This window comes from Williamsia sp. SKLECPSW1, from assembly GCF_054332755.1.
The window spans coordinates 2,070,325-2,096,337 of sequence record NZ_JBTGLI010000001.1; the positions used below are offsets into that span (position 1 = coordinate 2,070,325).

The window sequence follows — 26,013 nt, forward strand, 5'->3', positions numbered from 1 at the left end:
ATTTACCGACGGTGTCATGACTGCCACTGGTGGCGCGAAATAGGTGAACGCAGGATTGCTGCCATGACCATTGCAGTGATCCTGATCCCCGTCCTCCTCGTCGCCGCGGTCGCGGTGTACCGCAACCAGATCCACACGGCGAGCCGTCCGCGGGTGCCCTTCGGCTTCGACAGCACCTCCGGCGGCGTGAGCGATCTGAGCCCCGATGCCGACCGCGTCCGCGCGGAGATCCGGGCGATGGCCGCCCACGAGCAGCCGGTCACCGACACCCGGCACGGATTCCCCGGACCGGGGTGGATCGGGATGCGGTGATCGTCGACTCAGATGGCGTGCGGGTACACCGTCAGCATGTGCGCGCCGAACCAGGAGCTCAGCGCGACCACCGCGACGAGCACCCACACCTGTGTGAACGGCCGGCTGCGGGCCAGCGCGATCGCCGCCGGGATGAGCAGCACGAACGCCGGCAGCAACAATCGCGGGCGGCTCATCATCAGCCCGCTCGACGCGCCGATGGAGACCACGACGAGGGTCCCGTAGACCAGCACGGGCCAGGGCAGCCGTTCCCAGGCGGCGACGACGACCAACGCGACCGTCGCGACGGTGATCCACGCCGTCGCGACGAGCGCGACCTCCGAGGAGTTCACGAGCGAGTAGTTGACGAAATCCCAGGTGCTGCGGCCCCAGTCGATCTCGGTGCCCCACCCCTGCGTCTGGATGGTGAACCAGCCGGTGGGACTGCCGGTCTGGTGCCAGACGACCGCGAGGTAGCCGATGTACCCGAGCGGCGCGAGCACGAACGCGATCCACGTCGACGGCCCGTCGCGGCGGGCCAGCACAGCGGCCAGCATCACCACGCCGATCAGCACGACGGCTGTCGGGCGGGTGAGCCCCGCGGCGAACGTCATGAGCCCGGCCAGGATCCAGCGATGTTCCAGCACACCGAGCAGCGCCCAGACGGCGAGCGCGCAGAACAGTGCCTCGGTGTACGCCATCGACAGCACGATCCCCATCGGTGCGGCGGCGAACAGGACGACGAGGATGAGTCCGACACGGGTCGGATCGGGATCGCCGGTGGGCGAGGGGTTCTCGTTCCACAGCATCGACACCCGGGTGCGGGTGCGCAGGTTGTCGGTGAACCAGCCGCGACCACCGCGGGGACGTTCGGACATCATGCGCGCACAGAGCGTGCCGAGCCGGGCCACACCGACGGCCGCGATCGCCCCGACCACGATGTTGACCGCGATCGCCGCGCCGAGCGCGGAGACGCCGGGGATGTCGGCGACGAGCCCCACCAGGTACGGGTACCCGGGGAAGAAGGCGTACGGGGTGTTCGCGTCGCGGTAGCCGTGGGCGTCGGCCTGCGTGTACGGGACCCCGTCGTAGCCGTACTCGGCGATCGCGAGCATCCACTTGCCGTCCCACGCCGACAGGGTCGAGGCGAGCGAGCCGCCACGGAGGTCGGTGAAGCGCGCCAGCGTCGCCACACCGATCGCGCGCACGGCCAGGAACAGCACCACCGGCAGCACCCAGTCCCGGTCGGAGAGCCATGCGGCGGGGCCGGTCGACCGTGCGATCGCGGGGTTCGCGTCGTCGGCGGTCGCGGTGGTTGTGGTCGCCACGGCAGAGATCGTAGGCGCACGCGCGTGGGGGTCCGCATCTCGTCGGCGTGCGGCGCCCGATCTGCACCGATCGGGTCGGTCGGTAATGTGTGGCGCGTCATCGCCGAGACGAGGCGCCGCTCCGGCGCGTGCGTCCGGTGTCCGGAACAAGCGATCGCGTGGAGGTACGCCGGCGTGGCACTCGTGGTGCAGAAGTACGGCGGGTCGTCCGTCTCGTCAGCCGAGCGGATCCGGCGTGTCGCCGAACGCATCGTCGAGACGAAGAAGGCCGGACACGACGTCGTCGTGGTCTGTTCGGCGATGGGTGACACCACCGACGAGCTGCTGGACCTCGCCGAGCAGGTGTGTCCGTCGCCGCCCGGCCGCGAGATGGACATGCTCCTCACCGCCGGTGAGCGCATCTCTAACGCGCTGGTCGCGATGGCGATCAGCTCGCTCGGTGCACACGCGCAGTCGTTCACCGGGTCGCAGGCCGGCGTCATCACCACCAGCAGCCACGGCTCGGCGAAGATCATCGAGGTCGTCCCGGGTCGCCTGCGCAACGCGCTCGACGAGGGGAAGATCGTCCTCGTCGCCGGCTTCCAGGGCGTCTCGCAGGACACCAAGGACGTCACCACGCTCGGACGCGGGGGCTCGGACACGACGGCCGTCGCGCTCGCCGCGGCGTTGAAGGCCGACGTCTGCGAGATCTACACCGACGTCGACGGCATCTACACCGCCGACCCGCGGATCGTCTCCGACGCCCGCCACCTCGAGACAGTCTCGTTCGAGGAGATGCTCGAGATGGCCGCGTGCGGCGCGAAGGTGCTCATGCTCCGCTGCGTGGAATACGCCCGCCGCTACAACGTTCCCGTGCACGTTCGCTCGTCGTACACGACCAAGCCCGGCACCATCGTGTCCGGATCGATGGAGGACATCCCCGTGGAAGACGCAATCCTGACCGGTGTCGCGCACGATCGCAGCGAGGCCAAGATCACCGTCGTCGGTCTCGACGACCGGCCGGGGTACGCGGCCAAGGTGTTCCGCGCGGTCGCCGACGCCGACATCAACATCGACATGGTCCTGCAGAACGTGTCCAAGGTGGACACCGGCAAGACCGACATCACCTTCACGCTCCCGCGCGAGCTCGGTCCGGTCGCGACGAACAAGCTGATGAAGCTCAAGGACGAGATCGGGTTCTCCGAGCTGCTCTACGACGACCACATCGGCAAGGTCTCGCTCGTCGGCGCCGGCATGAAGAGTCACCCCGGCGTCACCGCGACGTTCTGTGAGGCGTTGAGCACCGCCGGGGTCAACATCGAACTCATCTCCACCTCGGAGATCCGCATCTCGGTGCTGTGCCGGGACAGTGAACTCGACGACGCCGTCCGCGCGATCCACGCCGCCTTCGACCTCGGCGGCGACGAGCCCGCGGTCGTCCACGCCGGAACGGGGCGCTGAGACATGGGGATCCGAGTCGGTGTCGTCGGCGCGACCGGTCAGGTCGGTGCCGTCATGCGCACGCTCCTCGCCGAGCGGGACTTCCCCGCCGACGAGGTGCGGTTCTTCGCGTCGTCACGATCGGCCGGGAAGAAGCTGCCCTGGCGTGACGGCGAGATCACCGTCGAGGACGCATCGACGGCCGACCCGTCCGGGCTCGACGTCGCGCTGTTCTCCGCCGGCGCCACCATGTCGCGTGAGCAGGCGCCACGGTTCGCCGCCGCCGGCGTCACCGTCGTCGACAACTCCTCGGCCTGGCGCAAGGACCCCGACGTCCCGTTGATCGTCTCCGAGGTCAACGGTCACCTGGCGCACACCCCGCCGAAGGGGATCATCGCCAACCCGAACTGCACCACGATGGCCGCGATGCCGGTCCTCAAGCCGCTGCACGACGAGGCCGGTCTGCGTCGGCTGATCGTGTCGACCTACCAGGCCGTCTCCGGCAGCGGCCTCGCCGGCGTCGAGGAGCTCGCGGGTCAGCTGCGTGCGGGTATCGACGGTGTCGAGGGCCTCGTCCACGACGGTTCGGCGGTCACCGGCCCCGACCCGGTGAAGTACGTTGCGCCGATCGCGTACAACGTCCTGCCGATGGCCGGGGCGATCGTCGACGACGGGTCGTTCGAGACCGACGAGGACCAGAAGCTGCGCAACGAGTCGCGCAAGATCCTCGACCTGCCCGAACTGCTGGTCAGCGGGACGTGCGTCCGCGTGCCGGTGTTCACCGGGCACTCGTTGTCGATCAACGCCGAGTTCGATCGGCCGCTGTCGCCGGCCCGGGCGCAGGAGATCCTCGCCGCCGCGGCCGGTGTGCGCGTCGTCGACGTGCCCACCCCCCGCGACGCCGCGGGCGTCGACGAGTCGCTGGTCGGGCGGTTCCGCGTCGATCCGGGCGTCCCGGACGGTCGGGGCCTCGCGCTGTTCGTCGCCGGCGACAACCTCCGCAAGGGTGCCGCGCTGAACACGATCCAGATCGCGGAGCTGCTCGTCGCGCGCTGAACGTCGACGGCATGACGTCGTGTCCGCCCTGCGGGCTGCCACACTGGGGTGGTGACAACACCCTCCGGAGGAGACGACCCCGACCGGGTGCCGAGCATGGCCGAGCTCGACGCCATGGACATGGCGGAGATCGCGGCCGGGCGCACCTCGGCGGACAAGCATCTCCGGGACGAGGATCCCGGTCCGCCTCCCGCTTCGCTGCGGTACGCGATGATCACCTGGTACATGTCGGCGATCGCGGCCCTGTTCTCCGTCGTCTACGGGTTCGCCTCGCTCGGCACCATCGGTGACGCACTGCGTGCCCGACTGGCCGACGGGGTGGTCCGCGATCCGGACAACGCGGCACCCGCGTCGGACATCGGCTCGATGTCCACCACGATCCCGCCGATCCTGCTGGTCGGCATCCTCGTCGCGCTCGCGATCCAGTACCCGCTGATCGCGGCGATCGCGCGGCACCACAGTCGGAACTGTCGCAACTTCTACGTGACCGTGGTGGTGGTGACCCTGCTCGCGATCCCTGTCGGTGTCGACCTGCTCTTCGCCTACTCGCAGGTCCCGACGGTGGTGTCGGTCATCGCGTGGATCCAGTTCGGTCTGTTGATCCTGTCCGCCCTGTTCACCTTCCGCCGCGACGTCAACATCTGGCTGCCCCCGCCGATGCGTCTTCGTCCCGGCCGGACGCCCTCGTACTGAGGTCACCCTCACCGGCGGGGAATGCGCCACGCGTGAGGCAGCGTTGGACGGGATCGGCGACCCGCGCGACATGCGTGGAACCGATGGACGAAAGGACTGCAGATGAGCATCGATCCGGCTTACACCATCTCCTCCAAGGCCACGGGTGGTGGACGCGACGGCCAGGTGTACTCCGCGACCGGCAACATCGACCTCGACCTGCGCCCGCCGAAGGAGCTCGGCGGAAACGGTGAGGGCAGCAACCCCGAGGAACTCTTCTCGGCCGGTTACGCCGCGTGCTTCCTCGGTGCCCTGCACGCGACCTCGAAGCAGGCCGGCACGCCCGCGCCCGCCGACAGCACCGTGAACGTCACCATCGGCATCGGCAAGGACCCCGCCGATGGCGGCTTCGGTCTCACCGCGACCATCGACGTGACCCTGCCCGGGCTGGACCAGGAGACCGCGGACACGCTGGCGCAGGGCGCCCACCAGTTCTGCCCGTACTCGAAGGCGACGAAGGGCAACATCGAGCAGACCGTCCACGCGCACGTCTGAGTCGCGGTCTCGTCGGCGTGAGTCGGCGACTCACGCGAACACCGGCGACACGATCCGGCCATCCGGGTCGTGTCGCCGTCGTATGCGCGCCAGTCGTGCGGTGTTGCCGGCAAACCAGCGGTGTGGCGGCATCCCGGGTTCGACGTAGTTGACGTAACCGCCGTCGGAGGTGGCGGCCACCCGCGCGTGACAGTCGCCGAGCCAGGTCGTCGCGCCGGTCACGGGGTCGTCCGGGGCGAGTGGGTCCACGATCCACTGCACCACCGCGGCATGTGAACGCCACGGGAACGCCGTTGCGTCGGTGGCGATGTCGGTGACGGCGCCGTCCAGCGGGTCCACGATGGCGGAGGCTCTGCGCCCCTGGAGACGGCGCTCGCGGATGGCGTCGACGACCGATGCGGCGGAGGCCTCGTCGAGCGTCCGCAGGACGTCCGATCCGCCGACGAAGGGGTGCGGTGTCTGGGGCGAGTACCGCGCGAGCAGGTCGAGCAGCCCGGTCTGATCCAGCGCGACGCGTTGTGACGCACGCGGCGACGTCCCGATCACACGCACGAGATCGGTTGCGGCGGAAACGCCCTGATTCTGAGGGCAGGTCACCAGGATGGTCGCGGAGACGTCGTCCGCCCCGTCGGTCGCGACGGTCACCGACGCCCACGCCTCCCGATCGGCCGTCGCCGTCCATGCTGCGACGCCGAGGATCGCGTCCACCGCGGCGTCGTCGTCGAACGTCATGGCGACGACGTCGCGCCCCCGTGCTGTGGCCGCACGGTAGGTCAGCGACGTGGTGACCCCGACCGCTCCCGCCCCTCCCCGGCAGGCCCAGAACACGTCGGGGTGATCGCGGTCGGTCGCGGTGACGACGTCGCCCGACGGCAGCACCACCTCGGCGGCGACGAGCCGATCGCAGCTCAGTCCTGCACTGCGAGAGTCGATCCCGATACCGCCTCCGAGGGTCGACCCACCCGTGCCGACGGTCGGGCAGATCCCGACGGGCAGCGACAGGCCGGCCGGCGCGAGCGCTCGCTGGACCTGCCCCAGGGTCGTGCCGGGTGTGACGGTGACCAGCCGGGTCGACGCGTCGATCGCGACGCCGCCGGGCAGGCGGCGCAGGTCGAGGACGAGGGTGCCGGTCGTCGTCGAGGTCCCCACGTAGGAGTGGCCGCCGCTGCGCACGGCCACACGCAGGCCGAGGTCGCCGGCGAGACGGAGTGTCGAGCCGATCTGGTCGGCGCGCGTCGGTGCGACGACAGCGACGGGGAGGGCGCCGTCGAATCGCGTGTTGAACACGTGCTTGGCGGTGGCAAACGCGGCGTCGGCCGGCGTCGTGACATCGACGTCGATCAGTGCGTCGAACGCGCGCGAGACCGATCCCGACGAGGATCCCGTGTCGGCGGACACCGCCGCGGGGCGCGTGATCCCGAGCAGGCCGAACGCGGCGAGGCCGCCCAGCACGGCCCGCCGCGTGGGTGCGGGATGGTCCACGGCGCCCCCCTCGGATCGCCCTGCCGAGATCGTAACCACGCTCCCGGCGGTGTACCGGCCGAGCGTTCGGTACGTCGGCTTGTACGGTGACCGGCGTGAGCAGCTCATCAGCGGCCGTCGTCCTCGTCGTGGTGACGGCCGTCGTCGCCGTCGCCTTCGTGATCCACCTACGGGGCGACGGTCGACGGCTCGAGGACCAGGCCGCACTCGTCGAGCGGCTGCGGTCGCTGGCGGGGGCGGATGCTGTGCACCGCGCCGCGGTCGACGAGTTCGAGGTGCGCATCTACCAGCGACTGTTCGCCGCGGGCACGGTCGCTCCGAGGCTGGTCTCGGCGACCTGGGCGTTCGTCGGCGCCGTGCTCGCCGCCGCCGGGACGGTCGTCGCGGCGCAGGGCGACGGTCTCGGATCGCTGGTGCTGCTCATCCTCTGCGGTGTGGCCACGGCCGTGTTCGCGGTGCTGGCCGCCGTGCATCTCGTGCGCACCGTGTACGCGGTGACGACCGTCCCGAGGGTCACCGTCGACGACCTCCCGGCCGAGGACGCCGACGTCTGATCCGGCTGTTTGCCCGTTGGCGACGCGGGGTATCCCGTATCGCATGGCCGACGACACCACGCTCGCGCAGCGCATCGCGCAGATCACCGAGCAGTACCCGGACCGCGCGGCGCTCGCGTTCGACGCCGACGGGAAGCTGATGGACTGGCGCGAGGACGAGGGCGACGACTGGGCCAACGGGTCGCTGGAGGGCGAGCGCGTGGTCGAGGTACCCGGTGGCGCCGACGAGGACGCGGTCACGGCAGTGCTGGATCGCGATTGATCGTCCGCGACTCCCGACGGCACCGAACCGCCGAACGGGCCCCTGACCGACCAAGCACTTGCTAGGTTGCCGGCGTGAGTCCCTTCCGACGTCTCCTCGCCTCGTTCTGTCTCGCCCTGGGTGTCGCCACCGCACTGGCCGGTACCGCCGGCGCCGCACCGGCGCCCCTGCCGGTGACGTACAACTTCTTCTCCGGTATCGGTCCGGAGCTCGCCCACCCCGGCGGCTCCTTGCCCGGGTCGAACGACTTCTCGTGCCGTCCGAGCGCCGCGCATCCGGAGCCCGTGATCCTCGTGCACGGCACCGGGGGATCCCAGCAGACGAACTGGGGCACCTACGTCCCGCTCCTGAAGAACCAGGGGTACTGCGTCTTCGCCCTCACCTACGGCGCCCTTCCCGGCCCGTGGCCGGTGTCGGCCGTCGGCGGCATGGGGCCGATGCGCGAGAGCGCGCGCCAGTTCGGCGCGTTCGCCGACCGCGTGCTCGCCGCCACCGGTGCCACCCGGGTCGACGTCGTCGGCCATTCGCAGGGCACGCTGATCCCGGCCCTCTGGGTGAAGGAGGGCGGTGGCGCCGGGAAGATCGCGAAGTACGTCTCGCTGGCCGCACTGTGGGACGGGACGTCGCCGGCGGGCGTCGGCGCGATGCTCGACCTCGCCCGGCGAAGCGGGATCCTGACCGGCCCACTGCCTGGATGCGCTGCGTGCGGTGAGTTCGAGCCGGGATCGCCGATCATCCGGGAACTACACGCCGGTGGCCTCTACTCGCCGGACACCACCTACACGAACATCGCGACCGTCCACGACGAGGCCGTCGTGCCGTACACCTCGGGTCTGGTCCCCGGCGGGGCGAACGTCCACAACATCGTCGTGCAGGACGGATGCCCGCAGGACCTCACCGAGCACGCCGGCCTCGCGGGATCCCGACGAGCCGCGACCTTCGTCCTGAACGCGCTCGACCCGGACCACCCCAGGCCCGCGGTCTGTGAACGGGCGGCACCGTTCACCGGCGCGCGGTTCTAGCGCGAACCCGCGCTCGGATCAGTCGGGCAGCAACTCGCCGAACGCCGCGGCGAACAGTCGGGTGGAGACGTGCTCGATGGCGGCCGGATCGGCTGCTCCCTCGCCCAGGACCCAGTCGACCAGCAGCTGGTTGACCGCGCCCACCAGTCCGATCGCGGTGAGGCGGAACTCGTCGGTCGTCTCGGTCAGCTCGGCGTGGGCCATCCCGGCGGTGACGATGATGTCGGCGAAGTCGCCGATGACGCGGCGTCGACGCGCGTCGAGGGCGGGACTGACCCCCACCACCTCGAGCAACATGACACGGGCGCGTCGACGGTCGGCGGTGAGGTATCCGATGAACTCGGCGAGTGCCACATGTGCGAGGTCCGCGATGGTCGGGAGCGTCTTGTCGATCGCGTCGATCGTGCGCCGTCCGACGTCGTCGACGATCTCGTCGTACACCGCGAGCAGCAGCGATTCCCGCTCGTCGAACGACTCGTAGAAGTAGCGCTGTGTGAGCCCCGCACGGTCGCAGACCTGTTTGACCGAGACGCGCTGGTAACCCTCGGTACCGAACAGGTCGAGCCCGGCCTCGAGCAACGCCGAGCGACGTTCGGCGACGCGGGCAGCGGTCGACCGACCGCCGTACCGGCGACCACCGGTTCGCTGACCCACCGCCGCGTCACCCACGGGCGTCGATGCTACCGGCGCAGCATCGCGTGACGTGGCTTCGTAGTGGCCAGTACGGGACGAACACCGCCATCGGTTTCGACGCTCCTGTCACCGGAACCCGAGGCGAACAGATCTGGGCAGGTCGGCGGCGTGTCTTGCTGGTTGTCAGAACCAGAGCGGTGGTCCGACGGTTCGATCCTCGGGTGGGGTGACGTCGATGCGGGTGTCGGTGCCCAGGGCTCGAATGGCCGGGAGTGTCGCGGCGATGGTGGCGAAGTGAGGGTCGATGTCGTCGGCGATGCACCAGGCGCGGTCGGCGGGCCAGATGAACGCCGGATCTGGGAGCTCAGATTGTGGTGAGGCCCGTGGGCTGTAGGTCTCCCAGGAGAACAGGTCCGAATTCCCGGTGAACAGGTGGTAGCGGCGAACGACGCCGTACCGCTCGTCCTCGAGTAGCACCTCAGCGGCGCCGGCGGTGTCATGGGAACCGGGCCAGCCGTCCCAGATGAGGAAGTACAGATCGCCGGGTGTCGTTGTGCAAGTGGCGAGTTGCTCGACCGCGACCGCGAGTTGCCAGAGCTCGGAGGGCCCTTGCCCGTTCGGGGTGAAGTCGACGTCACTGTCTTTCTCTCCGACGAATGCCGGGTCGCGGATGAATCGCAGTCGCGCGTAGGCGTCGTAACCGAGCGGCCCGCTGGTGACGAGGTCGAACCAGTCGCAATCCGATGCGAGCAGCCAGTCTGCTGCTGTCTTGTCGGGACAGGGTTGCACGCTCATGTGTTGACGTTGTCATCCCCGGCGCGGCGCTGTCGTCACATTTGGGGCCGCGGTGTCAGCGGAAGGCGGGGCCACCGAAGTACAGCCGTACTCGAACGGTGTGTTCGACGGTCCTGCCGTCGAGGGGGAGGCTGCCGGTGACACTGACATCGCCGGTGGAGATGGCTCCGGCCCTGCTGGCCTCCTCGCGTACGACTTTCTTGATGCGCTCGCTGAGTTCAGGACCGTGCAGGTGCGCCGGCAAGACGATGTGAAACGTCGCCTCGTTGGTCATTCTACTCACCGTCCCATTGTCGGCGTCGGGTGACCTCGCCGGGGCGAACGTCGAATACCAAGACCTGTCACGTCAAGACGAATAGATCTACGCATGTCGTGGGAGGTGATGCCACTTCCTGATCACAAGAGGGGAGCTGGCCTACCGGCTTGGGCGCGTGGGCTGTGGTGGTTGCGGTGCTGGGCATGCTGCTCGTCATCGCGGGAGTTGTGCGGAAGCGGAGCAGGAAGCGCTAGCTACACGTAATTCGTAAGCGACCTACTGATGCAGCAACGTCTCTCATCTGTCTGCAACTCGTCCTGGTCTACTGGTACTGAGACGTGTCACGTTGAGACGAATAGATCACGACGGCACCAGAAGGTGCGCAGGTTTCTCGACCCCAGCGATGCGCAGCGATGGGACCGGTCTTCTGCGACACCGATACCCCTGCCGCGCAGGCGATGCGCCCGCACAGCTGGCCTGCCTATTTGTCCGATCGAGCAAGTGACCTTCCAGTGCGGGTGTGCTGGTGGGACGGTTTTCCCTCGTCTCGTGGGCGGCCCGGCTAAGAGATCTAGGCCCGACGCTTGTACATAGCGCTGCGGATTGGGATGCGGGTGGCGGGGCCGGAGATGAGTGTTGCGGTGTCGAGGACGTTGAGTTCGATGCGGCTGCGCCGTCCCATTTCGACGCCTTGGGTGATGGTGAGGTGGTCGCCGGGGGCGACTCGGTGGAGGCTGCGCAGGTAGCCGACGAAGGCGGCCGCTGCGGCGCCGGTGGCTGGGTCTTCTTGCACGCCGCCCCAGGGAAAGGGGTTGCGTGAGCGCCAGCGGTGTTGACCGTCGGGTGCGATGAGTTGCACGGTGATCCAGTCTTGTGATCGGCAGAGCGCGCGGAGGCCAGGGAAGTCGTAGTCGAGGTGGGCGAGGACTTCCTGGCTGTGGGTGACGAGCACCGGGTGCTTGTTGCCTCCGTATCCGATGGCGGGCGGATGGGCAGGGTCGAGGTCCTCGGCTGTCCATCCGAGGAGGTTGAGGAGCGTCTCACACAGGTCGGGGTGCAGCGGTAGAGCCGACACGGGAGGGCTGCGGAACGCGGCGATTGTTGTGGTGCCCTCGTGTCGCGCGGATACGGGTACCTCTCCGATTCGCGTGGCGAGACTGTAGGTGCCGACGCCGGCCGCGTCGCTGATTGCAGCTGCGGCGGCGATGGTTGCGTGACCGCAGAAGTCGACCTCTCCCTCTGGGGCGAAGAAGCGAACGGAGATTGCAGATTCTGGCTGGATCGGGGAGGTGAGGAACGCGGTTTCGCTGTATCCGACAGCAGCCGCGATGCTCTGCATATCCCGCGCGGAGAGGTTGGTTGCGTCGAGGACAACTCCAGCAGGGTTGCCCAGTTCAGGGTGATCGGCGAACGCGGCGTAGTGGGCTACGCGTGACGGTTGGGGCACGTCAGTCGACCAGGTACTGAGCGAGGGCGGCGTCGGTGAACTGCGGGATGCGGTGCGTTTCCACCGCGAGAGTGGTTTCCACGCGCTGGATTCCTCGTATCGGCCAGATGTGGTCGACGAGCAAGGTGCGTAGGTCGGCGAGGTCGGTGACACGGACGCGGACGAGGAGATCAACTGTGCCGGTCACGATGGAGATCTCCTCGACCCGATCGACGGCGCGGAGCGCACGCACGATGTGATCGATGTGACTGGTCTTGTCGGTCAGCAACGCGATATGGGTCAGGGTGGGCAGTCCCAGTTGCGCCCAATCGATGTCGACGGTGAAGCGCCGGATGATGCCGCGCTCGGTCAGACGCGCGATGCGGTCGGCCACCGACGGTCCTGACAGGCCGACGGCCGTCGCGAGGCCGCGCAGTGAGGCGCGACCGTCGTCTGCGAGCAGCTGCAGCAGGCGCGCATCGACGGCGTCGACGACACCTGGTCGTGACCCTGTCCCTTGGCGGTTCTCTCCCATGACCGACATCTCCTCACTCTCGTAGCCACACGCAGACGCCATCTGCTCCGGGCGGCTTTCTAAAACAAGGTCATCACCCGCCCTTGCCATCGTACTGTAGGCAGAAGTAGGTTCGGGCTATGACTCGTGAAATCGTTCAGGCGGCCGGGGCGCCTGCGGCTGTTGGTCCCTACTCGCAGGCGGTCCGCGATGGGGGGTTGTTGTTCCTGTCCGGGCAGGCGCCGTTCGACCCAGATACCGGCGCGGTCGTGGCCGGCGGAATCGAGGCCCAGACCCGCCAGGTGTTCGCGAACCTTCGCGCTGTGCTCGAGGCGGCCGGCGCGACGTTTGACGACGTGCTCAAGGTGAACGTGTACCTGACCGACCTCAACGATTTCGGGGTGGTCAACGACATCTACGCCGAGCACTTCAACGAACCGTTTCCCGCTCGCACCACGATCGCCGCGGCGGGCCTGCCGCTAGGTGCTGCGGTGGAGATCGAACTCCTCGCCCGCGGCGCCTGAACCCGACCGGCTTTGGAGTCTCGGTGAGAGCTCAGCACTGGCGACGCGCGCAAGCGGGTCTGATCAGCGCATCGTTCGCGCTCCTTCTGGTGGGCACCAACGCGGTCAACCCACTGCTACCGATCTACCGCACGACGCTCCACTTCGACGCACTGCTGCTGTCATTGACCTACGTCGCCTACGTGATCGTATTGACGGCGTTCTTCGTGGTCATGGCGCGGCCCTCGTTCGGTCGGTGGGCGCCGCAGCTCATCATCTCCGCGCTCGCCCTGGCCGCCGTCAGCGACGCGCTGCTCTGGACCGCGACCGCGCCCGGAGTGTTGCTGGGACGCGCGCTCAGCGGTGTCGCCGGCGGAATGGGCGCCGGCGCGGCATCAGCCCTCGTAGTCGAGGCGATCGGGGACCGGGGCAGAGCGGTCACGGCCACCGGCAATCTCGTCGGCGCGGTCATCGGCGCCGGCGCCGCGCAACTGGCGGTGCTCACATTCGGCGAATCCGCGACACACATCGTGTTCCTCGTCCATGGCGCAGCCTGCGGTGCGATGGGCGTAACCGCGAGCATCCCCCTCTACATCCGCCGCCGCTCAAACCGCCACGCACTCAGGACCGCAGGCGCCCCCAAGCTCACACGCGCCGACATTTCGGCTGGCCGCAAACCGCTCGCGTGCGGCTCCATCGCGTGGGTCGCGCTCTCGCTCACCGTCGTTCTGCTGCCGGCGACGCTCCACGATCGGCACCTGCCCACGACAGCGTCGGCGGCCGTCGTGCTCGTCCTGGCCTGCAGCGCCGTAGCGCAGCTCGCTGCCGTCCCACTAACACGGATCGCGCCCTGGCTCACCGGACTTGAACTACTCGCCGCTGGACTCTCAATTAGTGCCGTGTCCCTACTACATCCCATCGCCGGAATCGCCATCGTCGGCATCGCCGTCACCGGAGCAGGAATAGGGGTCGCATATCGCGCAGCACTGGTTCACCTCGTCCGAGGTGCACCGCCAGCCACGCAATCAGCACTGGCATCTCTGTACGGCGCAGTCACCTACGGCGCCGCGGCGGTGGTCACCCTGCTTTCGGGCATCCTCGCGCAAACCGTGTCACTACTGCCCGCAGTCACCACACTTCTGCTCACACTAAGCACCCTCGCCCTCACCCTCTCCACCATCGCCCCCCGCGCCCGAACCACCAACACGCCCACGGCACACGAAAATAGACCCAACACCACGACAGAACCGGACCTGACTCACCCCGCGTGTAACGGCCTCTCGCAGTGATCACACATCGAGGCGAACGGTATCCGCGGCCGCGGATCGCCCGCTGTTGGCGGGGTTGGCCAGATAGTCGTGTCATTGTGAGACGTATTGTCTCATGGAGCTTTAACTCGCCCCACCCTGGTACTTGAGGTGAAGAGGAAGATCCCCTTCTTCCCGGACATCATCTTCCAGGGCGACGATCTCGCCGTCGAGGATCACGCTGCGACCCGCCAACGCCGCACGGAGATCGACGACGATCTCCGGGTATGTGCGCGTGATCGACGCACCGTTGCGGCTCGACATCCGCACCCGCGGCCGTCGACGATCACCATCGCCTGCTGACCGTCGAACTTGAACTCAAATGCCCACGTCTCGCCCGCATTGGTGACGTCGCCAGCGCTGGCGAGCATCGGAGTAACCCGAACAGAGCGGCGCGGATCCCACGGTGACTAGTTGATGATCTCGCCGCGCCGATCGCGGATGACGCCGAGTCGTTCCCGCCACATCTGCAGCTCGGCGTCACCGAGGCGCGTCCACTCGTCGATCTCCCGGACCACCCGCAGCGGTGCACTGCTCCGGAACGACCGCGTTGGGTTCCCCGGGAACTTCTTGTCCGTGACGTTGGGGTCGTTCTCGAATGGGCCTGTCGGGACCACCTCGTAGACATGCGGTGACGCCCCTTCGACATCCATGGCTGCGAGCTCCGCTGCGAGCCCGGCACCGTCCCGCAAAGCGGTGAAGTAGACGTGGTTCATCACGATCTCAGGCCGGTAGTTCGAGCGGTGGCCGGCGGTCAGCAGGTCGCTGGGGAGGAGATGCGCCCGCGTCCCGTGGAAAAACGGCCCGGTCTCGAGTGCTGTCGGCGGCTCGTCCACTGGTGTTCTCGCTCTTCTGTCATCACTGGTGGTCTCGGGATTCTGCACCATGGGCAGGGCCTTGCCGCAAGACCGATGTGCCGTCGTATTCTGAGGTGGGATCGAGCAGAGGCGGCCCAAGGCATCGGGAAGCACGCTCTCCCGACCGGAGCTCAGGAGCGGTGGTCGGCCGCGATTGTCGGTCCGCGCAGTCACTCGACCCATGGCTCCGCGCCACCTGGACCTCGACGACGCCGTAGCCGTCGCCACCATCGCCGAAGCCATGTTCGCCCGACCAATGACACCCAACGAGTCGTCATCTCCGCAAGAACATCTGCGCAATAGTTCTTGTGCTGATCGCCCGGAGTTCGTCAGCGGTAGTTCACGACGGAAGGGGTCCGCAGATCTCGCGGACCGGGCCCAAGCGGATGCACGGATCTCTCACTAAACGAGAGATTCGGCTGCTGCCTGCGGTGACGTGACAGGGAACGTCGGCAGCGCGTTCGTAACGGCGGTCAACCGGCCACCCGTGAGCTGGCCAGATGGTCGTGTCGAGTTGAGACGAGTTCTCTCATCTGTTTGAAACTCGTCCCACTTAAGTGCTGATAATTTACGTTATGACATAAGCCCTGTTGGGGTTGGTGGTGTGCATACTTGTCGGTGACAAGCGCATTGCCCGAACGCCTCGCGGTTCCACTGGGCGGAGACTCATCTTCCGGGGCGGTTCATCCAGCCACCACACGGAATCGTGGTGCGGGCCGAAAGCAATCCAGGCCAGACAACACCGACCCGTTCGGTCGAGCAACTCGGTGAGGACGATCGGACGTGGTCGCACGACACCGCGTCGGGAACGTGGTCGTGTCAGATACGCTACCCAGGGTGGGGGCCGAGCCGGGAGACCTGATGCGCGAACACACCGTGGTGATCGTCGGGAGCGGATTCGGCGGCCAGTGTGCCGCGATCCGGCTCCTCGAGCGGGGCATCGACGACTTCGTGATGCTGGACCGTCGCGATTTCGTCGGCGGGACATGGACGCAGAACAGCTATCCGGGCGCAGCGGTCGACGTGCCGTCGCCGCTCTACTCGATCGCGGGCGAACCGTACCCGTGGCGACGGCTCTTCGCCCGCCAGCACCAGTTGGCCGACTACACGCGCCACGTCATCGCCCGCCACGGTCTCGAGCGGCACATCGTCCTCGGTGCCGACGTCACCGGCATCGAGTGGGAGGACGACGCCTGGACCGTGCGGACGTCCGCGGGCGACTTCCGGGGTCAGTTCGTCGTGAACGCCTCCGGCCCCCTGAGCACGCCCGTCGTCCCCGACTTCCCCGGGCGGGAGACGTTCGCGGGGCCGGCGTTCCACACCAACGACTGGGACCACGACGTCGACCTCACCGGCAAGCGTGTCGCGATCGTCGGCAGCGGGGCCAGCGCGGCGCAGATCATCCCGGCGATCGTCGACGACGTCGCGGAACTGCATGTGTTCCAACGCACCCCGCACTGGGTGCTGCGTCGTCACGACGTGGCGTTCGGCCCGCGGCTGGCCCGGTTCCTCGCCCGCCCGGCCGTCAACCGTCTGATCCGCGCCGCGATCTACTGGACCCTGGAGACACGCATCATCGGGTTCAAGTACTCCCAGCGCGCAATCCGGGTGGTGTACGAGACCGCGGCGAAGCGACTGCTGCGCACCACGATCCGCGATCCGGAGCTGCGACGGACCCTCACCCCCGACTACACCCTCGGATGCAAGCGGGTGATCCTGTCGAGCACCCTGTACCCCGCCCTGGCGCGTGACTCCGTCACCGTCCACGCCAAGGACGACGGCATCGAGAAGGTCACGCCGGACGGGATTCTCACCACCACCGGCGCCGAGGTCGACGTCGACGTCATCGTGTGGTCGACCGGGTACGACTTCGCCGACGGACTCGTCTCCTACCCCGTCAAGGGTGTGGACGGGCGGATGCTCGCCGACGTGTGGTCGCCGTTCCCCCGCGCATACCTCGGGACGACGATCCCGTCGTTCCCGAACCTGTTCGTCGTCACCGGCCCGAACACGGGTATCGGGCACACGTCGGCGATCTTCCTCATCGAGGCGCAGATGGACTACATCATGACCGCGATCGACGAGGTGCGGTCGCGGTCTGCGCGGACCATCGACGTCACCGAGGCCGCGGAGCGGCGCTACACCGAGATGATCCACCGCGAGATGCAGGGCACGGTGTGGCAGGACGGCGGCTGCAACTCCTGGTACAAGTCCGCCGACGGTCATGTGGTGGTGACCTATCCGGGTTTCAGTTTCACGTTCCGACGACTGGCCCGACACTTCCGTCCCGAGGACCATCGGGTCGCGTGAGGCCGCTCAGGCCTCGGGCCTGGTCTCGACGAGGCGCCGCGCCACCTCGGTGAGCGGGGTGTTCCCGTCCTGGGAGAGCCTGCGCAGCAAGGCGAACGCCTCGACGGCGTCGATCCCGAAGCGTTCCATGATCACGCCCTTGGCCTGACCGATGAGGTCGCGGCTGGCGAGCGCGCTGCGGAAGTCGCCCTGCTGTCGGGTGCGAAAGACCGCCAGTGCCGCGTGGGTGGCGAAGACGCGCCCAACCTCCCGACTCTCGTCGTCGAATGCGTTCGCGGTGTCGGAGAACAGGTTCAGGGCACCGAGGGTGCCCTGGTGGGTGAAGAGTCGGAACGAGACGCTGGACCGGGCCGGCGTCTCGGCGACGGTGCGTGCGGACAGCCGGGGCCACCGCGGGTCGGTCGCGATCTCGTCGACGGCGACCATCGTCTCGTCGCCCGCCGCCTGGCCGGACGCGGCTCGCAGGCACGGCCCCTCGCCGGTCTCCTGCTGCAGTTGGTCGAGCGCGATCATGACGTCGTCGGTCGGCGCGACGGTGGTCAGTGTCCGGGAGCGGGCGTCGACGAGCAGCACCCCCGCGTGGTCGGTGCCCGCGACGTTCTCCAGCGCGCCGGCGGTCACTGTGGTCAGGACCCGCTCGAGTGCGTCGGAGGCGGACTCGGGGACCGCGTGCATCTCGCGCGCGAGGTCGGCCATGCGCTGGTGAATGTCCACGTCGTCGCGATACCCCGTGGGTGCGGGATCGAAACCCCTCCGGCGGGCCCCTCAGGCGCGGCCGAAGCTCCCGTACACCGTGATCGCCTGGTGGACGACGCGGAATGTGGCGCGGTCGCGGCGGGAGCGCACCTCGCCGTCGAGGGCGATCGCGGTCGGGCCGTCGAGGGACACGACCTCGAGGTCGGACACCCGTGTCTCCCGGTAGAGCGGGGACCTGTCCAACCGGCCGACCAGGGCGGCGGCCATGATCCGGGGGATCGCCCACCGCATGCCGACGTCGAGCACGCGGACGTCGAGGACACCGTCGGCCATGTGCGGTCGGTGGGCGGGGGCGAACCCCGGCGTCTCGTACGTCGACGCCCCGATGAAGAACATCGACGTGGTGACCTCCTGGTCACCCAGGCGGAGACGCACCGGCTGCTCGCGACGGAGGACGTGCAGGAGCGCGATGAGCGACGCGACGGGTTTGCCGAGTCGGCCTTCGTAGCGCTCGCGGAAGCGGACGAACTGCGGATAGGTGCCGATGTTGGCGTTGTTGACGAATGCCGTCTCGCCGTCGAGGAGCGCCAGGTCGACGGTGGCGGCATGTCCCTCGCGGATCGCGCGGACGGTGTCGTGCGCCGTGGCGCAGCCGATGTCCTTGGCGAAGTGGTTGAACGTCCCGGCCGGCACCACCGCGAGCGGGATGCCTCGGGCGCGCGCCGCTGCGGCCGCCGCCCCCACGCTGCCGTCGCCCCCGGCGATGGCGAGCACCTCGGCGTCCCGGGCGGCCTCGGTGAGGACCTCACCGAGATCGTCACCCTCGTCGAGCGCGACGACCCGGGCCGCGGGGAGCTGATCGGAGACGACGTCGGCGACCTGGCCGCCGGTACCCCCACCCGAGGCGGGGTTGACGACCAGGACGACGCCGCTGCCGTCCGGCCGGGATCCGACGTCCGCCCACGCCGGGTCGGGTGCCCGCTCACGGTGGACCGCCAGCGGCGGGAACGCCCGCGCGATGCCCCAGGCGATGCCCGCGCCGGTGGCCAGCCCGACGACGACGTCGCCGGGGTAGTGCGCCCCGGTCGCCACCCGGGACAGACCGACCGCCGCGGCCAGCGGTGCGAGTGCGACACCGAGCGCCGGGTTCTCGACCGCCACCGCGACCGTGAACGCGGCCGCGCTCGCCGAGTGGCCGGACGGCATCGACCCCGAGGTCGGCGTCGGCACCAGTCGCGCGACGGGGATCGAGTCGGTCACCGGGCGACGCCGGACCCAGATGCGTTTGGCGACCTGGTTCGTCACGACGCTGCTCACCGCGACGCTCGTCACGCCGCGGGCGGCCGCGCGCTGGGCGGAGGCGACGCGTGAGAGTCCCAGCAGCGCAGCGATCCCGAACCACAGTCGTGAGTAGTCGGCCGTCACCGTCAGTCGTCGCATGGTCGCGTCGAGCGCCGGTGAGTCGGCGTGGGCGACCGCGAGGAAGGCGGCGCGATCGAGGCGGCCCACCCGGGAACGCAGTCGGATCCACCGGCGTCGACGGGGGGATCGGTTGCGCACGCATGGCCCTTCGTCTCTCGCGGTCCCGGGATGCCGGGTGCCCCGCGCCGGCGACGCGGGTACCGCGGTGGAGATTCTGCCTTCGTGGGCCCCAAGCTGCGGCAGGCACCCGTGAACACTTGTACTCTCGGGCAGAGACGAGGGTCACATCGATGCGTGGAGGGGGTGTACGTGCTCAGCCGACGGTCGCGCCCACAGCGCGTTGAGGATGCCGGACGAGTGACCGGAGAGGTGCAGCATGGCTGAACGCGGCGCGACACCTCAGGTGTCCCCGGCGCGGAGACTCTTCCTGAAGGGGATCCGCGCACTGTTCAGTCCGCTCGAGCCCGACGACTACATCGAGTTGATCAACCCGTTGTGGACGACGAAGGAACTGCGCGGACGGGTGGAGGAGATCCGGCCCGAGGGCACCGACGCCGCGACGGTGTGGATCCGTCCCGGATACGAGTGGCCCGGACACCAGCCGGGGCAGTACGTGCGGCTCGGGCTCGTGATCGACGGCAAGTTCCACTGGCGTGCCTATTCGTTGACCTCCGACCCGGAACCGCGTGACGGGTTGATCAGCGTCTCGCCCAAGCTGGTCGAGGGCGGCACCGTGTCGCCGTATCTCGTCGAGCGGATCCGGCCCGGCGAGATCGTCCGCCTCGGTGAGATCGAGGGTGTCTTCACGCTGCCCGATCCGCTCCCGGACAAGATGCTGTTCATCAGCGCGGGAAGTGGCATCACGCCGATCATGAGCATGATGCGGGCCCTGGATCACCGTGACGCGATGAAGGACGTCGTGTCGATCCACTCGATCCACGCACGCGAGCAGACCATGTTCAGCCGGGAACTCGAGAAGTTCGACCGCAACCACGACGGCTTCACGCTGCACCTGCGGGTGACCGGCGACGAGGGCCGCATGAAGCCGGAGGACCTCGACGAACTGTGTCCGGACTGGCGTGAGCGCGAGGCCATGTGCTCGGGCCCCGGAGAACTGCTCGACGACCTCGTCGAGCACTACGAGGCGAACGGGGTGAAGGACAAGATCCACCTCGAGCGTTTCCAGCCGACGTTCAGCGCCACACCCGGCGAGGGCGAAGGCGGCCACGTCACGATGCTCAAGTCGGACGAGGAGTTCGACGTCGAGCCGGGCGTACCCATCCTCACGGCAGGCGAAGAAGCGGGCCTGCAACTCAAGTACGGCTGCAGGATCGGTATCTGCCACACCTGCACCGGAGTGTTGAAGAAGGGGCAGATCCGCGACCTGCGTACCGGGGACATCAGCTCCCCCGAGGGCCAGGCCGTCCGGATCTGCGTCCACACGGCCGAGGGCGACGTGGAGATGGACCTGTAGGTCGCGCCGCGCGACCAGACCCCTGCCGACAGGTCCGGCTCGTGCCCGCCCCGGGCTCACGATCCGAACGACCGCGCCATCACCGGCGCACCACATCTACGGAGGGACCCGCAATGACCACCACCGAGCGGTCGCAGGAGATCAGCCCACTGGCTCATCTCGACGCCGACACCATCGAACGACTCGGCAAAGAGTTCGACGCCATCCACGACGAGGTCTACGCCGACCTCGGCGACAAGGACCGGGCGTACATCAAGTCGGTCATCGCCGCGCAGCGCCAACTCGCCGCGCTGGGTCGTGTGGTGCTCCTCAACTCGCGGTCCAAGCCCGCATGGCTCGTCGGGACCGCGGCACTCGGTGCCGCGAAGATCCTGGAGAACATGGAGATCGGGCACAACGTCATGCACGGCCAGTGGGACTGGATGAACGACCCGTCCATCCACTCGTCGGTGTGGGACTGGGACACGGCCTCGACGGCCGAGGCGTGGAAGCACTCGCACAACTACGTGCACCACACCTTCACCAACATCCGTGGCCTGGACAAGGATCTGGGCTACGAGATCATGCGGATCGACCCGCACCAGAAGTGGCACCCGGTCTACCTCTTCCAGCCCGTCTACAACGTCCTGTTGATGGCCTTCTTCGAGTGGGGCGTCGCCCTGCACGACCTGGACCTCGAGGCGTTCCGTAGCGGTGACAAGTCGGCGACGGAGATGTTGAAGGACCTCAACGGCATCGCGTACAAGATGCGTCGGCAGGTGGTCAAGGACTACATCGGTTGGCCCCTCATCAGCACTGGCGCAGTGTTGTTGACGCACGCGGTGACCGGCGGACGGGTGCCGCAGACCGGTCGGTCGCGCGTGGGAAACCTGTTGCGCCGCATGGACGGCAAGCCGTCCAGGTCGCTCGCGAAGCTCGCCGATCGCCATCTCGTGGCGGCGGAACAGACGTTCATCGCGACGTTCTGGGCGGACTTCACCGCGAACCTGATCCGCAACTTCTGGTCGAACTGGATCATCTTCTGCGGTCACTTCCCGGACCAGGCGTACACCTTCAGCCAGGAGGAGGCCGCCGACGAGAGCCGCGGTGCGTGGTACGTCCGACAGCTCGTGGGTGCGGCCAACATCGAGGGCAGCCCGCTGTTCCACATCGCGAGCGGCAACCTGAGCTACCAGGTGGAGCACCACCTCTATCCCGACATGCCCAGCAGCCGGTACTCGCAGATCGCCCCGAAGGTGAAGGACATCTGCGAGCGCTACGAACTGCCCTACAACACCGGGCCGTTCATGAAGCAGTGGGGCATGGTGCAGCGCACCATCCTGCGACTGGCCTTCCCGGGCGGCAAGGTCCGGCCCAAGGCAGGCCCGTACCACCGCCCCGCGCACTCCGGTGTCGACGATCGGATGAGCGAGGCGGCGGCGTTCCGCGGTCGACTGCCCTCCGATCACCCGGACGCCGGACCGGAGAGTGGTGGCAACGACGGCGTGAAGGTGTCGGTGCCGCCGCGCGACTGACCTCCGCCCCGTGACATCCACCGATGGGCCGACCGTGGCGGTCGGCCCATCGGTGTGATCGGGTGGTGTCACCATGACATCACTGGCCGAGCTCGTGTCGCGTCTCGACGCGGACGCCCCCGTCGTCGTTCCCGCCAACTGGACCCAGGGGCGCACCGCCTACGGGGGTCTCACCGCGGCGCTGTCGCTGGTGGTCGCACGCCGGTGCGCCGGCGAGAACCCGCCGCCCGTCGTGTCCGCCCATGTCGCGTTCACCGCACCGGTCGTCGACTCCGTCACGCTCGCCGGGACGGTGCTCCGGCAGGGCCGCTCGGTGACCAGCGTGTCGGTCCAGGCGACCAGTCAGGATGCGGTGGCGGCGCAGTCGACCGTGATCCTCGCGGCGTCACGCCCCAGCGCCGTGCAGCACGACCTCCTCGCCGCACCCGACGTCCCCGAGCCGGGGGAGTGCCCGCCCTTCGCCGACGCGGACTCGCCCCGACCGGCCTTCGCCGAGAACTTCGACATCCGGCGCGCTCTCGGCGACGGTCCGCTGCACCCCGAGGGCCCGCCGCGCCTCGTCGCCTGGGTACGCCACCGCGATGTCGACGGCGTCGACCCGACGATCGCGCTCGTCGCCCTCGGTGACGCCCTGCCGCCCGCCGCGACCGCGGTGTTCGAGCAGTGGGCCCCGGTCAGCACCATCACCTGGGACGTCCACCTGTGCCGCGACGATCTCACCGACGCGACGGGGTGGTTCCTCGTGGACTCCGCCGGAGACCATGCCCGCGACGGCTACTCCCACCAGACGATGCGGGTGTTCGACGCCGACCGCCGCGCGGTGATGGTCGCGACGCAGACCGTCGCGGTGTTCGCCTAGCTCGACGAGACCGTCCGGACACCGGCGGTGTCGCGCGGTGTGACCTGGTGATCACCGGTGTCCGCGATCGCCGAGACGACCTGGAGGAACGCCGAGGCGTAGGTGTCGATCGCCGCGCGAGCGCGTTCGGTGTCCGGCAGCAGCATCGTCAGGAGGACCCGGTCGGGGAAGTGCGTCACCCAGATGAACACCTCCTCCGACGACCCGCGGTTGCCGTAGACCTCGGCGTCGATGTGATCGAACATCGCCGCACCCGGCAGTCGCCGCACGTCGAGGTAGCTGACCATCGGGACCACCCAGCCCTCCGGGACGTCGATCCCGGAGTCGGCGCCGACGAGTTCGAGCACCCGGTGCAACGACAGGTCCGACAACGACTTCCCGGCGTCGAACGACTGCTGGACGCCGCCGACGAGCGAACTGAACGACGACCGCTCGTCGACGGAGGTGGTGACGGGGATGAGGTTGGTGAACCACCCGACCGAGTTGAACTCCTCCGCGGTGGTCCTGGTGTTGCGGGGGGTGAACCCGAGGTACCGGTCGCGGCCGGCGAACTCGTACGACAGGATCGCGGCGACGGTGAGAACGGTCGCGGCGACACCCGCGCCGTGGCGCCGGGCGGTGGCCTCGAGGCGGTCGGCACCGGCTGTGTCGAGCAACGGCACCGAGATCATCCGGCTGCGGGTGTACCCCTCGTCGGCGATGTCGAGATCGAGGGGGAAGTTCGGCAGACGCCCACCGTTCTCGCGGATGAGCGACGTCCATCGCGCCACCCGGGGGTCGTCGGGGCGGAGGTCCGCCCCCGACGCACGTTCGCGGGCGCAGTAGTCGAGGTAGCTGCCGGCGGGCATCAGCACCGGCGTCGTCCCGGCCGCGTCGGCGCCGTACATGCTCAACAGGTCCACACAGGACAGCGCCTGCGAGACCCCGTCGGAGTGCAGGTGGTCGACCGCGAGGTAGACGGTGAACGACGACCCGTGCTCGATGGTGCCGACGGTGAAGCAGTCCCAGCGGTCGGGTCCCGGCGTGGTGGCCTGGACGTGATCGAGAATCGCCGCGGCGTCGTCCATCTCACCGTGGTCGGTCGGCGCGAAGCGGACCGAGCCCGGATCGACGACATGGCGCTCGACGGTCCCGTCGTCCTCGACCGAGAACCAGCTCAGGAAGGTGTCGTGGCGACGCAGGAAGGTCTCGACGGTCCGCGTCATGACGTCCACGTCGAGGGGACCGTCGATACGGAACGCGAGCAGACACAGGCGGGAGAAGCGGAAACCCGCGTCGCGGTGGCGACGCGCCGACCGCAGGTACGCCTGCTGCTGATAGGACGGCGGTATCGGGTGCACCGGAGCTGCGGCAGCAGCGGCGCGCGAGTCGGCGGTCGCCGACCACGTGCGCACCCGACCGGGTGTGGGTTGCCATTCGTCGATGAGACCGAACGAGACCATGTGAGATCCCCCCTGGGAACGTGCTGGTGGTGGAAAGGACACCGCGCCCAGCCGCGTCAGCGGCCGGGCGCAGTGGTGGAGCGATGATAGTGGTCGGATCAGCCGGTGATGAAGCCGTTGACGGTGCAGACGAGCTTCGTCGACGGGTCGAGGGCCTGCTGCACGAGGGTTATCGCCCGCGGCGAGTAGGACATCGACACGTGATCGGAGAAGTCGATCGGGCAGCCGTCCTGCAGCGTGATGTTCTTCACGGTCGCACCCGGTCCGGCCTTGAGGAACGTCGACTCCGACGGGGTGGTGACCTCGTCGTACTTCGTGCGGATGATCGTGTAGTCGATCCCGGGCAGCGTGTCACCGCCGGCGTTGACGTTGTTGATGAAGTCCGATCCGACGACCTGCTGGATGCCGGAGACGCCGACGGGCAGCGACGCGACCCCGAGGATGTCGATACCGAGGTTGTTGATGGTGCGACCCAGCGCGCCGATCCCGTCCAGGGTGGTCCCGTGGTTCGTGGCACCCAGGGTGATCAGCTTCTGCACCTTGGCCTGGCCGCCGTTGAACTTCAGGTACTGGCGTGCCATCACGCCGCCCTGCGAGTGACCCACGATGTCGACCTTCGACGCACCGGTCCGCGAGAGGACCTTGTCGACGAACGTCGCGAGCTGACCGGCGGACGTCGGGATGTCGCCGGTGCCGTTCGCGCCCGGGATGAGCGAGATGACGCCGCCGCCGTTGGAGATGTTGAGCTTGCCGTAGTTGAACGTGTAGACGCAGAAGCCGGCCTTGGTCAGGTCGGGCGACATCATCGCGAAGTTGTCGTAGGCGCTCTCCCACGTCCCGTGCACGAGCACGACGGGCCGCTGACCGGACTTGGGCTTGCAGCTGTAGTTGTTCGCACCGGGAGGCGCGGCGTCGGGGTGGAAGGCCGAGTAGGCGAACGCCGGGATGAACCGGGTCTGACGCGGTCCGACGCCGACGGTCTCGCTCGACGTGCTGTCCGTGCCCGTCGGGATGATCGAGGGCGCTGCGGCGGTTGTGACGTTCTGTTGCCTCGCCTGCAGGTTGCTGGAGGTCTTCGGTGACTTCAGGCCGGTCTTGATGACGTCGGCCAACTGCTGGACCGAAGGTGCGGCGGTGGCCGGACCCGTGGCGCCGACCGTGATGCCTACGGCCGCGGCCACCGACATGCAGGCGACTGCTGCGCGCCGGAGGCGGGTGTTCGAGACGGACATTGGACTCCCCGTGTGTCTGTGAGTGGCGTCGACCGCGTGATCGACCGACGCGCAGACGGTATGAAGCGTCGCTCAGTACACGAGTCGTTTCGGCTCCGAGACTTTCAAATGACCAGACCCGGGCTCGCGATG

The 26,013-nt window shown here is 68.5% G+C and carries 27 protein-coding genes; 14 read left to right on the top strand and 13 right to left on the bottom strand.

Annotated features, from left to right (window positions below; all coding sequences use genetic code 11):
• The first annotated feature begins 63 nt into the window (after positions 1 to 63).
• Positions 64 to 312 carry a hypothetical protein gene (locus tag ACXVUM_RS09625; protein ID WP_458521587.1) on the top strand — a complete coding sequence of 83 codons (249 nt, stop codon included), beginning with the start codon at positions 64 to 66 and terminating at the stop codon, positions 310 to 312.
• A gap of 8 nt (positions 313 to 320) precedes the next feature.
• On the opposite strand, the gene ACXVUM_RS09630 is transcribed toward ACXVUM_RS09625, so the two are convergent.
• Entirely contained in the window at positions 321 to 1,619 is a 1,299-nt protein-coding gene (locus ACXVUM_RS09630; RefSeq protein WP_458521588.1) for a hypothetical protein, read from the bottom strand.
• 174 nt (positions 1,620 to 1,793) lie between these two features.
• Between ACXVUM_RS09630 and ACXVUM_RS09635 the strand changes: the two genes are divergently transcribed.
• The 4 genes from ACXVUM_RS09635 to ACXVUM_RS09650 all read left to right on the top strand — a co-directional run bounded on the left by ACXVUM_RS09635 (position 1,794) and on the right by ACXVUM_RS09650 (position 5,321).
• A complete protein-coding gene (locus ACXVUM_RS09635; RefSeq protein ID WP_458521589.1) occupies positions 1,794 to 3,059 on the top strand; it encodes an aspartate kinase in 1,266 nt (421 codons plus the stop codon).
• Between the two features lie 3 nt (positions 3,060 to 3,062).
• Positions 3,063 to 4,094, top strand: coding sequence for an aspartate-semialdehyde dehydrogenase (locus ACXVUM_RS09640; protein ID WP_458521590.1), 1,032 nt, complete (start codon positions 3,063 to 3,065; stop codon positions 4,092 to 4,094).
• Between the two features lie 51 nt (positions 4,095 to 4,145).
• Positions 4,146 to 4,787 carry a hypothetical protein gene (locus tag ACXVUM_RS09645; RefSeq protein ID WP_458521591.1) on the top strand — a complete coding sequence of 214 codons (642 nt, stop codon included), beginning with the start codon at positions 4,146 to 4,148 and terminating at the stop codon, positions 4,785 to 4,787.
• Between the two features lie 102 nt (positions 4,788 to 4,889).
• Positions 4,890 to 5,321: an organic hydroperoxide resistance protein gene (locus ACXVUM_RS09650; RefSeq protein ID WP_458521592.1), complete on the top strand. Its 432-nt coding sequence runs from the start codon at positions 4,890 to 4,892 to the stop codon at positions 5,319 to 5,321.
• Between the two features lie 30 nt (positions 5,322 to 5,351).
• On the opposite strand, the gene ACXVUM_RS09655 is transcribed toward ACXVUM_RS09650, so the two are convergent.
• Positions 5,352 to 6,803, bottom strand: a complete 1,452-nt coding sequence (locus ACXVUM_RS09655) for an FAD-binding oxidoreductase (protein ID WP_458521593.1) — start codon at positions 6,801 to 6,803, stop codon at positions 5,352 to 5,354.
• A gap of 95 nt (positions 6,804 to 6,898) precedes the next feature.
• On the opposite strand from ACXVUM_RS09655, the gene ACXVUM_RS09660 reads away from it, so the two are divergent.
• The 3 genes from ACXVUM_RS09660 (at position 6,899) to ACXVUM_RS09670 (ending at position 8,641) form a co-directional block, all read left to right on the top strand.
• Positions 6,899 to 7,357 carry a hypothetical protein gene (locus ACXVUM_RS09660; RefSeq protein WP_458521594.1) on the top strand — a complete coding sequence of 153 codons (459 nt, stop codon included), beginning with the start codon at positions 6,899 to 6,901 and terminating at the stop codon, positions 7,355 to 7,357.
• Positions 7,358 to 7,400: 43 nt separating this feature from the next.
• On the top strand, positions 7,401 to 7,619 hold the full coding sequence (locus tag ACXVUM_RS09665; protein WP_458521595.1) for a hypothetical protein: 219 nt from the start codon (positions 7,401 to 7,403) through the stop codon (positions 7,617 to 7,619).
• A 74-nt stretch (positions 7,620 to 7,693) separates the two neighbouring features.
• Complete coding sequence (locus ACXVUM_RS09670) at positions 7,694 to 8,641, top strand: esterase/lipase family protein (protein ID WP_458521596.1); 948 nt, start codon at positions 7,694 to 7,696, stop codon at positions 8,639 to 8,641.
• Between the two features lie 18 nt (positions 8,642 to 8,659).
• Here the strand turns inward: ACXVUM_RS09670 and ACXVUM_RS09675 are convergent, their stop codons facing one another.
• From ACXVUM_RS09675 to ACXVUM_RS09695, 5 genes are all read right to left on the bottom strand, one after another.
• Positions 8,660 to 9,310, bottom strand: a complete 651-nt coding sequence (locus ACXVUM_RS09675; protein ID WP_458521597.1) for a TetR/AcrR family transcriptional regulator — start codon at positions 9,308 to 9,310, stop codon at positions 8,660 to 8,662.
• Between the two features lie 147 nt (positions 9,311 to 9,457).
• Complete coding sequence (locus tag ACXVUM_RS09680; protein WP_458521598.1) at positions 9,458 to 10,069, bottom strand: hypothetical protein; 612 nt, start codon at positions 10,067 to 10,069, stop codon at positions 9,458 to 9,460.
• Positions 10,070 to 10,124: 55 nt separating this feature from the next.
• On the bottom strand, positions 10,125 to 10,343 hold the full coding sequence (locus tag ACXVUM_RS09685) for a hypothetical protein (RefSeq protein ID WP_458521599.1): 219 nt from the start codon (positions 10,341 to 10,343) through the stop codon (positions 10,125 to 10,127).
• Positions 10,344 to 10,896: 553 nt separating this feature from the next.
• Entirely contained in the window at positions 10,897 to 11,772 is an 876-nt protein-coding gene (locus ACXVUM_RS09690) for a PhzF family phenazine biosynthesis protein (RefSeq protein WP_458521600.1), read from the bottom strand.
• Between the two features lies 1 nt (position 11,773).
• A complete protein-coding gene (locus tag ACXVUM_RS09695; RefSeq protein WP_458521601.1) occupies positions 11,774 to 12,295 on the bottom strand; it encodes an Lrp/AsnC family transcriptional regulator in 522 nt (173 codons plus the stop codon).
• Positions 12,296 to 12,405: 110 nt separating this feature from the next.
• Between ACXVUM_RS09695 and ACXVUM_RS09700 the strand changes: the two genes are divergently transcribed.
• Both ACXVUM_RS09700 and ACXVUM_RS09705 read left to right on the top strand, forming a co-directional pair.
• Positions 12,406 to 12,789: a RidA family protein gene (locus ACXVUM_RS09700; protein ID WP_458521602.1), complete on the top strand. Its 384-nt coding sequence runs from the start codon at positions 12,406 to 12,408 to the stop codon at positions 12,787 to 12,789.
• A 23-nt stretch (positions 12,790 to 12,812) separates the two neighbouring features.
• Positions 12,813 to 14,057 carry an MFS transporter gene (locus ACXVUM_RS09705; protein ID WP_458521603.1) on the top strand — a complete coding sequence of 415 codons (1,245 nt, stop codon included), beginning with the start codon at positions 12,813 to 12,815 and terminating at the stop codon, positions 14,055 to 14,057.
• 102 nt (positions 14,058 to 14,159) lie between these two features.
• Here ACXVUM_RS09705 and ACXVUM_RS09710 read toward each other — a convergent pair whose 3' ends face one another.
• Together ACXVUM_RS09710 and ACXVUM_RS09715 are read right to left on the bottom strand one after the other, a co-directional pair.
• Positions 14,160 to 14,339: an ATP-dependent DNA ligase gene (locus ACXVUM_RS09710; protein WP_458521604.1), complete on the bottom strand. Its 180-nt coding sequence runs from the start codon at positions 14,337 to 14,339 to the stop codon at positions 14,160 to 14,162.
• A 146-nt stretch (positions 14,340 to 14,485) separates the two neighbouring features.
• The gene (locus tag ACXVUM_RS09715) at positions 14,486 to 14,911 is read right to left on the bottom strand and encodes an NAD(+)--rifampin ADP-ribosyltransferase (protein WP_458521605.1); all 426 of its coding nucleotides are present in this window, start codon (positions 14,909 to 14,911) and stop codon (positions 14,486 to 14,488) included.
• A gap of 858 nt (positions 14,912 to 15,769) precedes the next feature.
• Between ACXVUM_RS09715 and ACXVUM_RS09720 the strand changes: the two genes are divergently transcribed.
• Positions 15,770 to 17,242, top strand: coding sequence for a flavin-containing monooxygenase (locus tag ACXVUM_RS09720; protein ID WP_458521606.1), 1,473 nt, complete (start codon positions 15,770 to 15,772; stop codon positions 17,240 to 17,242).
• 6 nt (positions 17,243 to 17,248) lie between these two features.
• On the opposite strand, the gene ACXVUM_RS09725 is transcribed toward ACXVUM_RS09720, so the two are convergent.
• Together ACXVUM_RS09725 and ACXVUM_RS09730 are read right to left on the bottom strand one after the other, a co-directional pair.
• Entirely contained in the window at positions 17,249 to 17,956 is a 708-nt protein-coding gene (locus tag ACXVUM_RS09725; RefSeq protein ID WP_458521607.1) for an ANTAR domain-containing protein, read from the bottom strand.
• A 51-nt stretch (positions 17,957 to 18,007) separates the two neighbouring features.
• Positions 18,008 to 19,498, bottom strand: coding sequence for a diacylglycerol kinase family protein (locus tag ACXVUM_RS09730; protein WP_458521608.1), 1,491 nt, complete (start codon positions 19,496 to 19,498; stop codon positions 18,008 to 18,010).
• 238 nt (positions 19,499 to 19,736) lie between these two features.
• Here ACXVUM_RS09730 and ACXVUM_RS09735 point away from each other — a divergent pair, with 238 nt between their 5' ends.
• From ACXVUM_RS09735 to ACXVUM_RS09745, 3 genes are all read left to right on the top strand, one after another.
• Positions 19,737 to 20,834, top strand: a complete 1,098-nt coding sequence (locus ACXVUM_RS09735; protein WP_458521609.1) for a ferredoxin reductase — start codon at positions 19,737 to 19,739, stop codon at positions 20,832 to 20,834.
• 113 nt (positions 20,835 to 20,947) lie between these two features.
• Complete coding sequence (locus ACXVUM_RS09740) at positions 20,948 to 22,348, top strand: fatty acid desaturase family protein (RefSeq protein ID WP_458521610.1); 1,401 nt, start codon at positions 20,948 to 20,950, stop codon at positions 22,346 to 22,348.
• 73 nt (positions 22,349 to 22,421) lie between these two features.
• Entirely contained in the window at positions 22,422 to 23,207 is a 786-nt protein-coding gene (locus ACXVUM_RS09745; RefSeq protein WP_458521611.1) for a thioesterase family protein, read from the top strand.
• On the opposite strand, the gene ACXVUM_RS09750 is transcribed toward ACXVUM_RS09745, so the two are convergent.
• Positions 23,204 to 24,649, bottom strand: a complete 1,446-nt coding sequence (locus ACXVUM_RS09750; protein ID WP_458521612.1) for a condensation domain-containing protein — start codon at positions 24,647 to 24,649, stop codon at positions 23,204 to 23,206. The two genes, ACXVUM_RS09745 and ACXVUM_RS09750, sit on opposite strands and share 4 nt — an antisense overlap.
• A gap of 98 nt (positions 24,650 to 24,747) precedes the next feature.
• The gene (locus ACXVUM_RS09755; protein ID WP_458521613.1) at positions 24,748 to 25,881 is read right to left on the bottom strand and encodes an esterase/lipase family protein; all 1,134 of its coding nucleotides are present in this window, start codon (positions 25,879 to 25,881) and stop codon (positions 24,748 to 24,750) included.
• Positions 25,882 to 26,013: the final 132 nt, after the last annotated feature.

What these genes read in the sequence shown, in the direction of transcription:
- ACXVUM_RS09625 (WP_458521587.1), top strand. Translation starts at nt 64, where the DNA reads ATGACCATTGCAGTGATCCTGATCCCCGTCCTCCTCGTCGCCGCGGTC.
- ACXVUM_RS09640 (WP_458521590.1), top strand. Translation starts at nt 3,063, where the DNA reads ATGGGGATCCGAGTCGGTGTCGTCGGCGCGACCGGTCAGGTCGGTGCC.
- ACXVUM_RS09650 (WP_458521592.1), top strand. Translation starts at nt 4,890, where the DNA reads ATGAGCATCGATCCGGCTTACACCATCTCCTCCAAGGCCACGGGTGGT.
- ACXVUM_RS09665 (WP_458521595.1), top strand. Translation starts at nt 7,401, where the DNA reads ATGGCCGACGACACCACGCTCGCGCAGCGCATCGCGCAGATCACCGAG.
- ACXVUM_RS09680 (WP_458521598.1), bottom strand. Translation starts at nt 10,069, where the DNA reads ATGAGCGTGCAACCCTGTCCCGACAAGACAGCAGCAGACTGGCTGCTC.
- ACXVUM_RS09685 (WP_458521599.1), bottom strand. Translation starts at nt 10,343, where the DNA reads ATGACCAACGAGGCGACGTTTCACATCGTCTTGCCGGCGCACCTGCAC.
- ACXVUM_RS09695 (WP_458521601.1), bottom strand. Translation starts at nt 12,295, where the DNA reads ATGTCGGTCATGGGAGAGAACCGCCAAGGGACAGGGTCACGACCAGGT.
- ACXVUM_RS09700 (WP_458521602.1), top strand. Translation starts at nt 12,406, where the DNA reads ATGACTCGTGAAATCGTTCAGGCGGCCGGGGCGCCTGCGGCTGTTGGT.
- ACXVUM_RS09710 (WP_458521604.1), bottom strand. Translation starts at nt 14,339, where the DNA reads ATGTCGAGCCGCAACGGTGCGTCGATCACGCGCACATACCCGGAGATC.
- ACXVUM_RS09735 (WP_458521609.1), top strand. Translation starts at nt 19,737, where the DNA reads ATGGCTGAACGCGGCGCGACACCTCAGGTGTCCCCGGCGCGGAGACTC.
- ACXVUM_RS09740 (WP_458521610.1), top strand. Translation starts at nt 20,948, where the DNA reads ATGACCACCACCGAGCGGTCGCAGGAGATCAGCCCACTGGCTCATCTC.
- ACXVUM_RS09745 (WP_458521611.1), top strand. Translation starts at nt 22,422, where the DNA reads ATGACATCACTGGCCGAGCTCGTGTCGCGTCTCGACGCGGACGCCCCC.
- ACXVUM_RS09750 (WP_458521612.1), bottom strand. Translation starts at nt 24,649, where the DNA reads ATGGTCTCGTTCGGTCTCATCGACGAATGGCAACCCACACCCGGTCGG.
- ACXVUM_RS09755 (WP_458521613.1), bottom strand. Translation starts at nt 25,881, where the DNA reads ATGTCCGTCTCGAACACCCGCCTCCGGCGCGCAGCAGTCGCCTGCATG.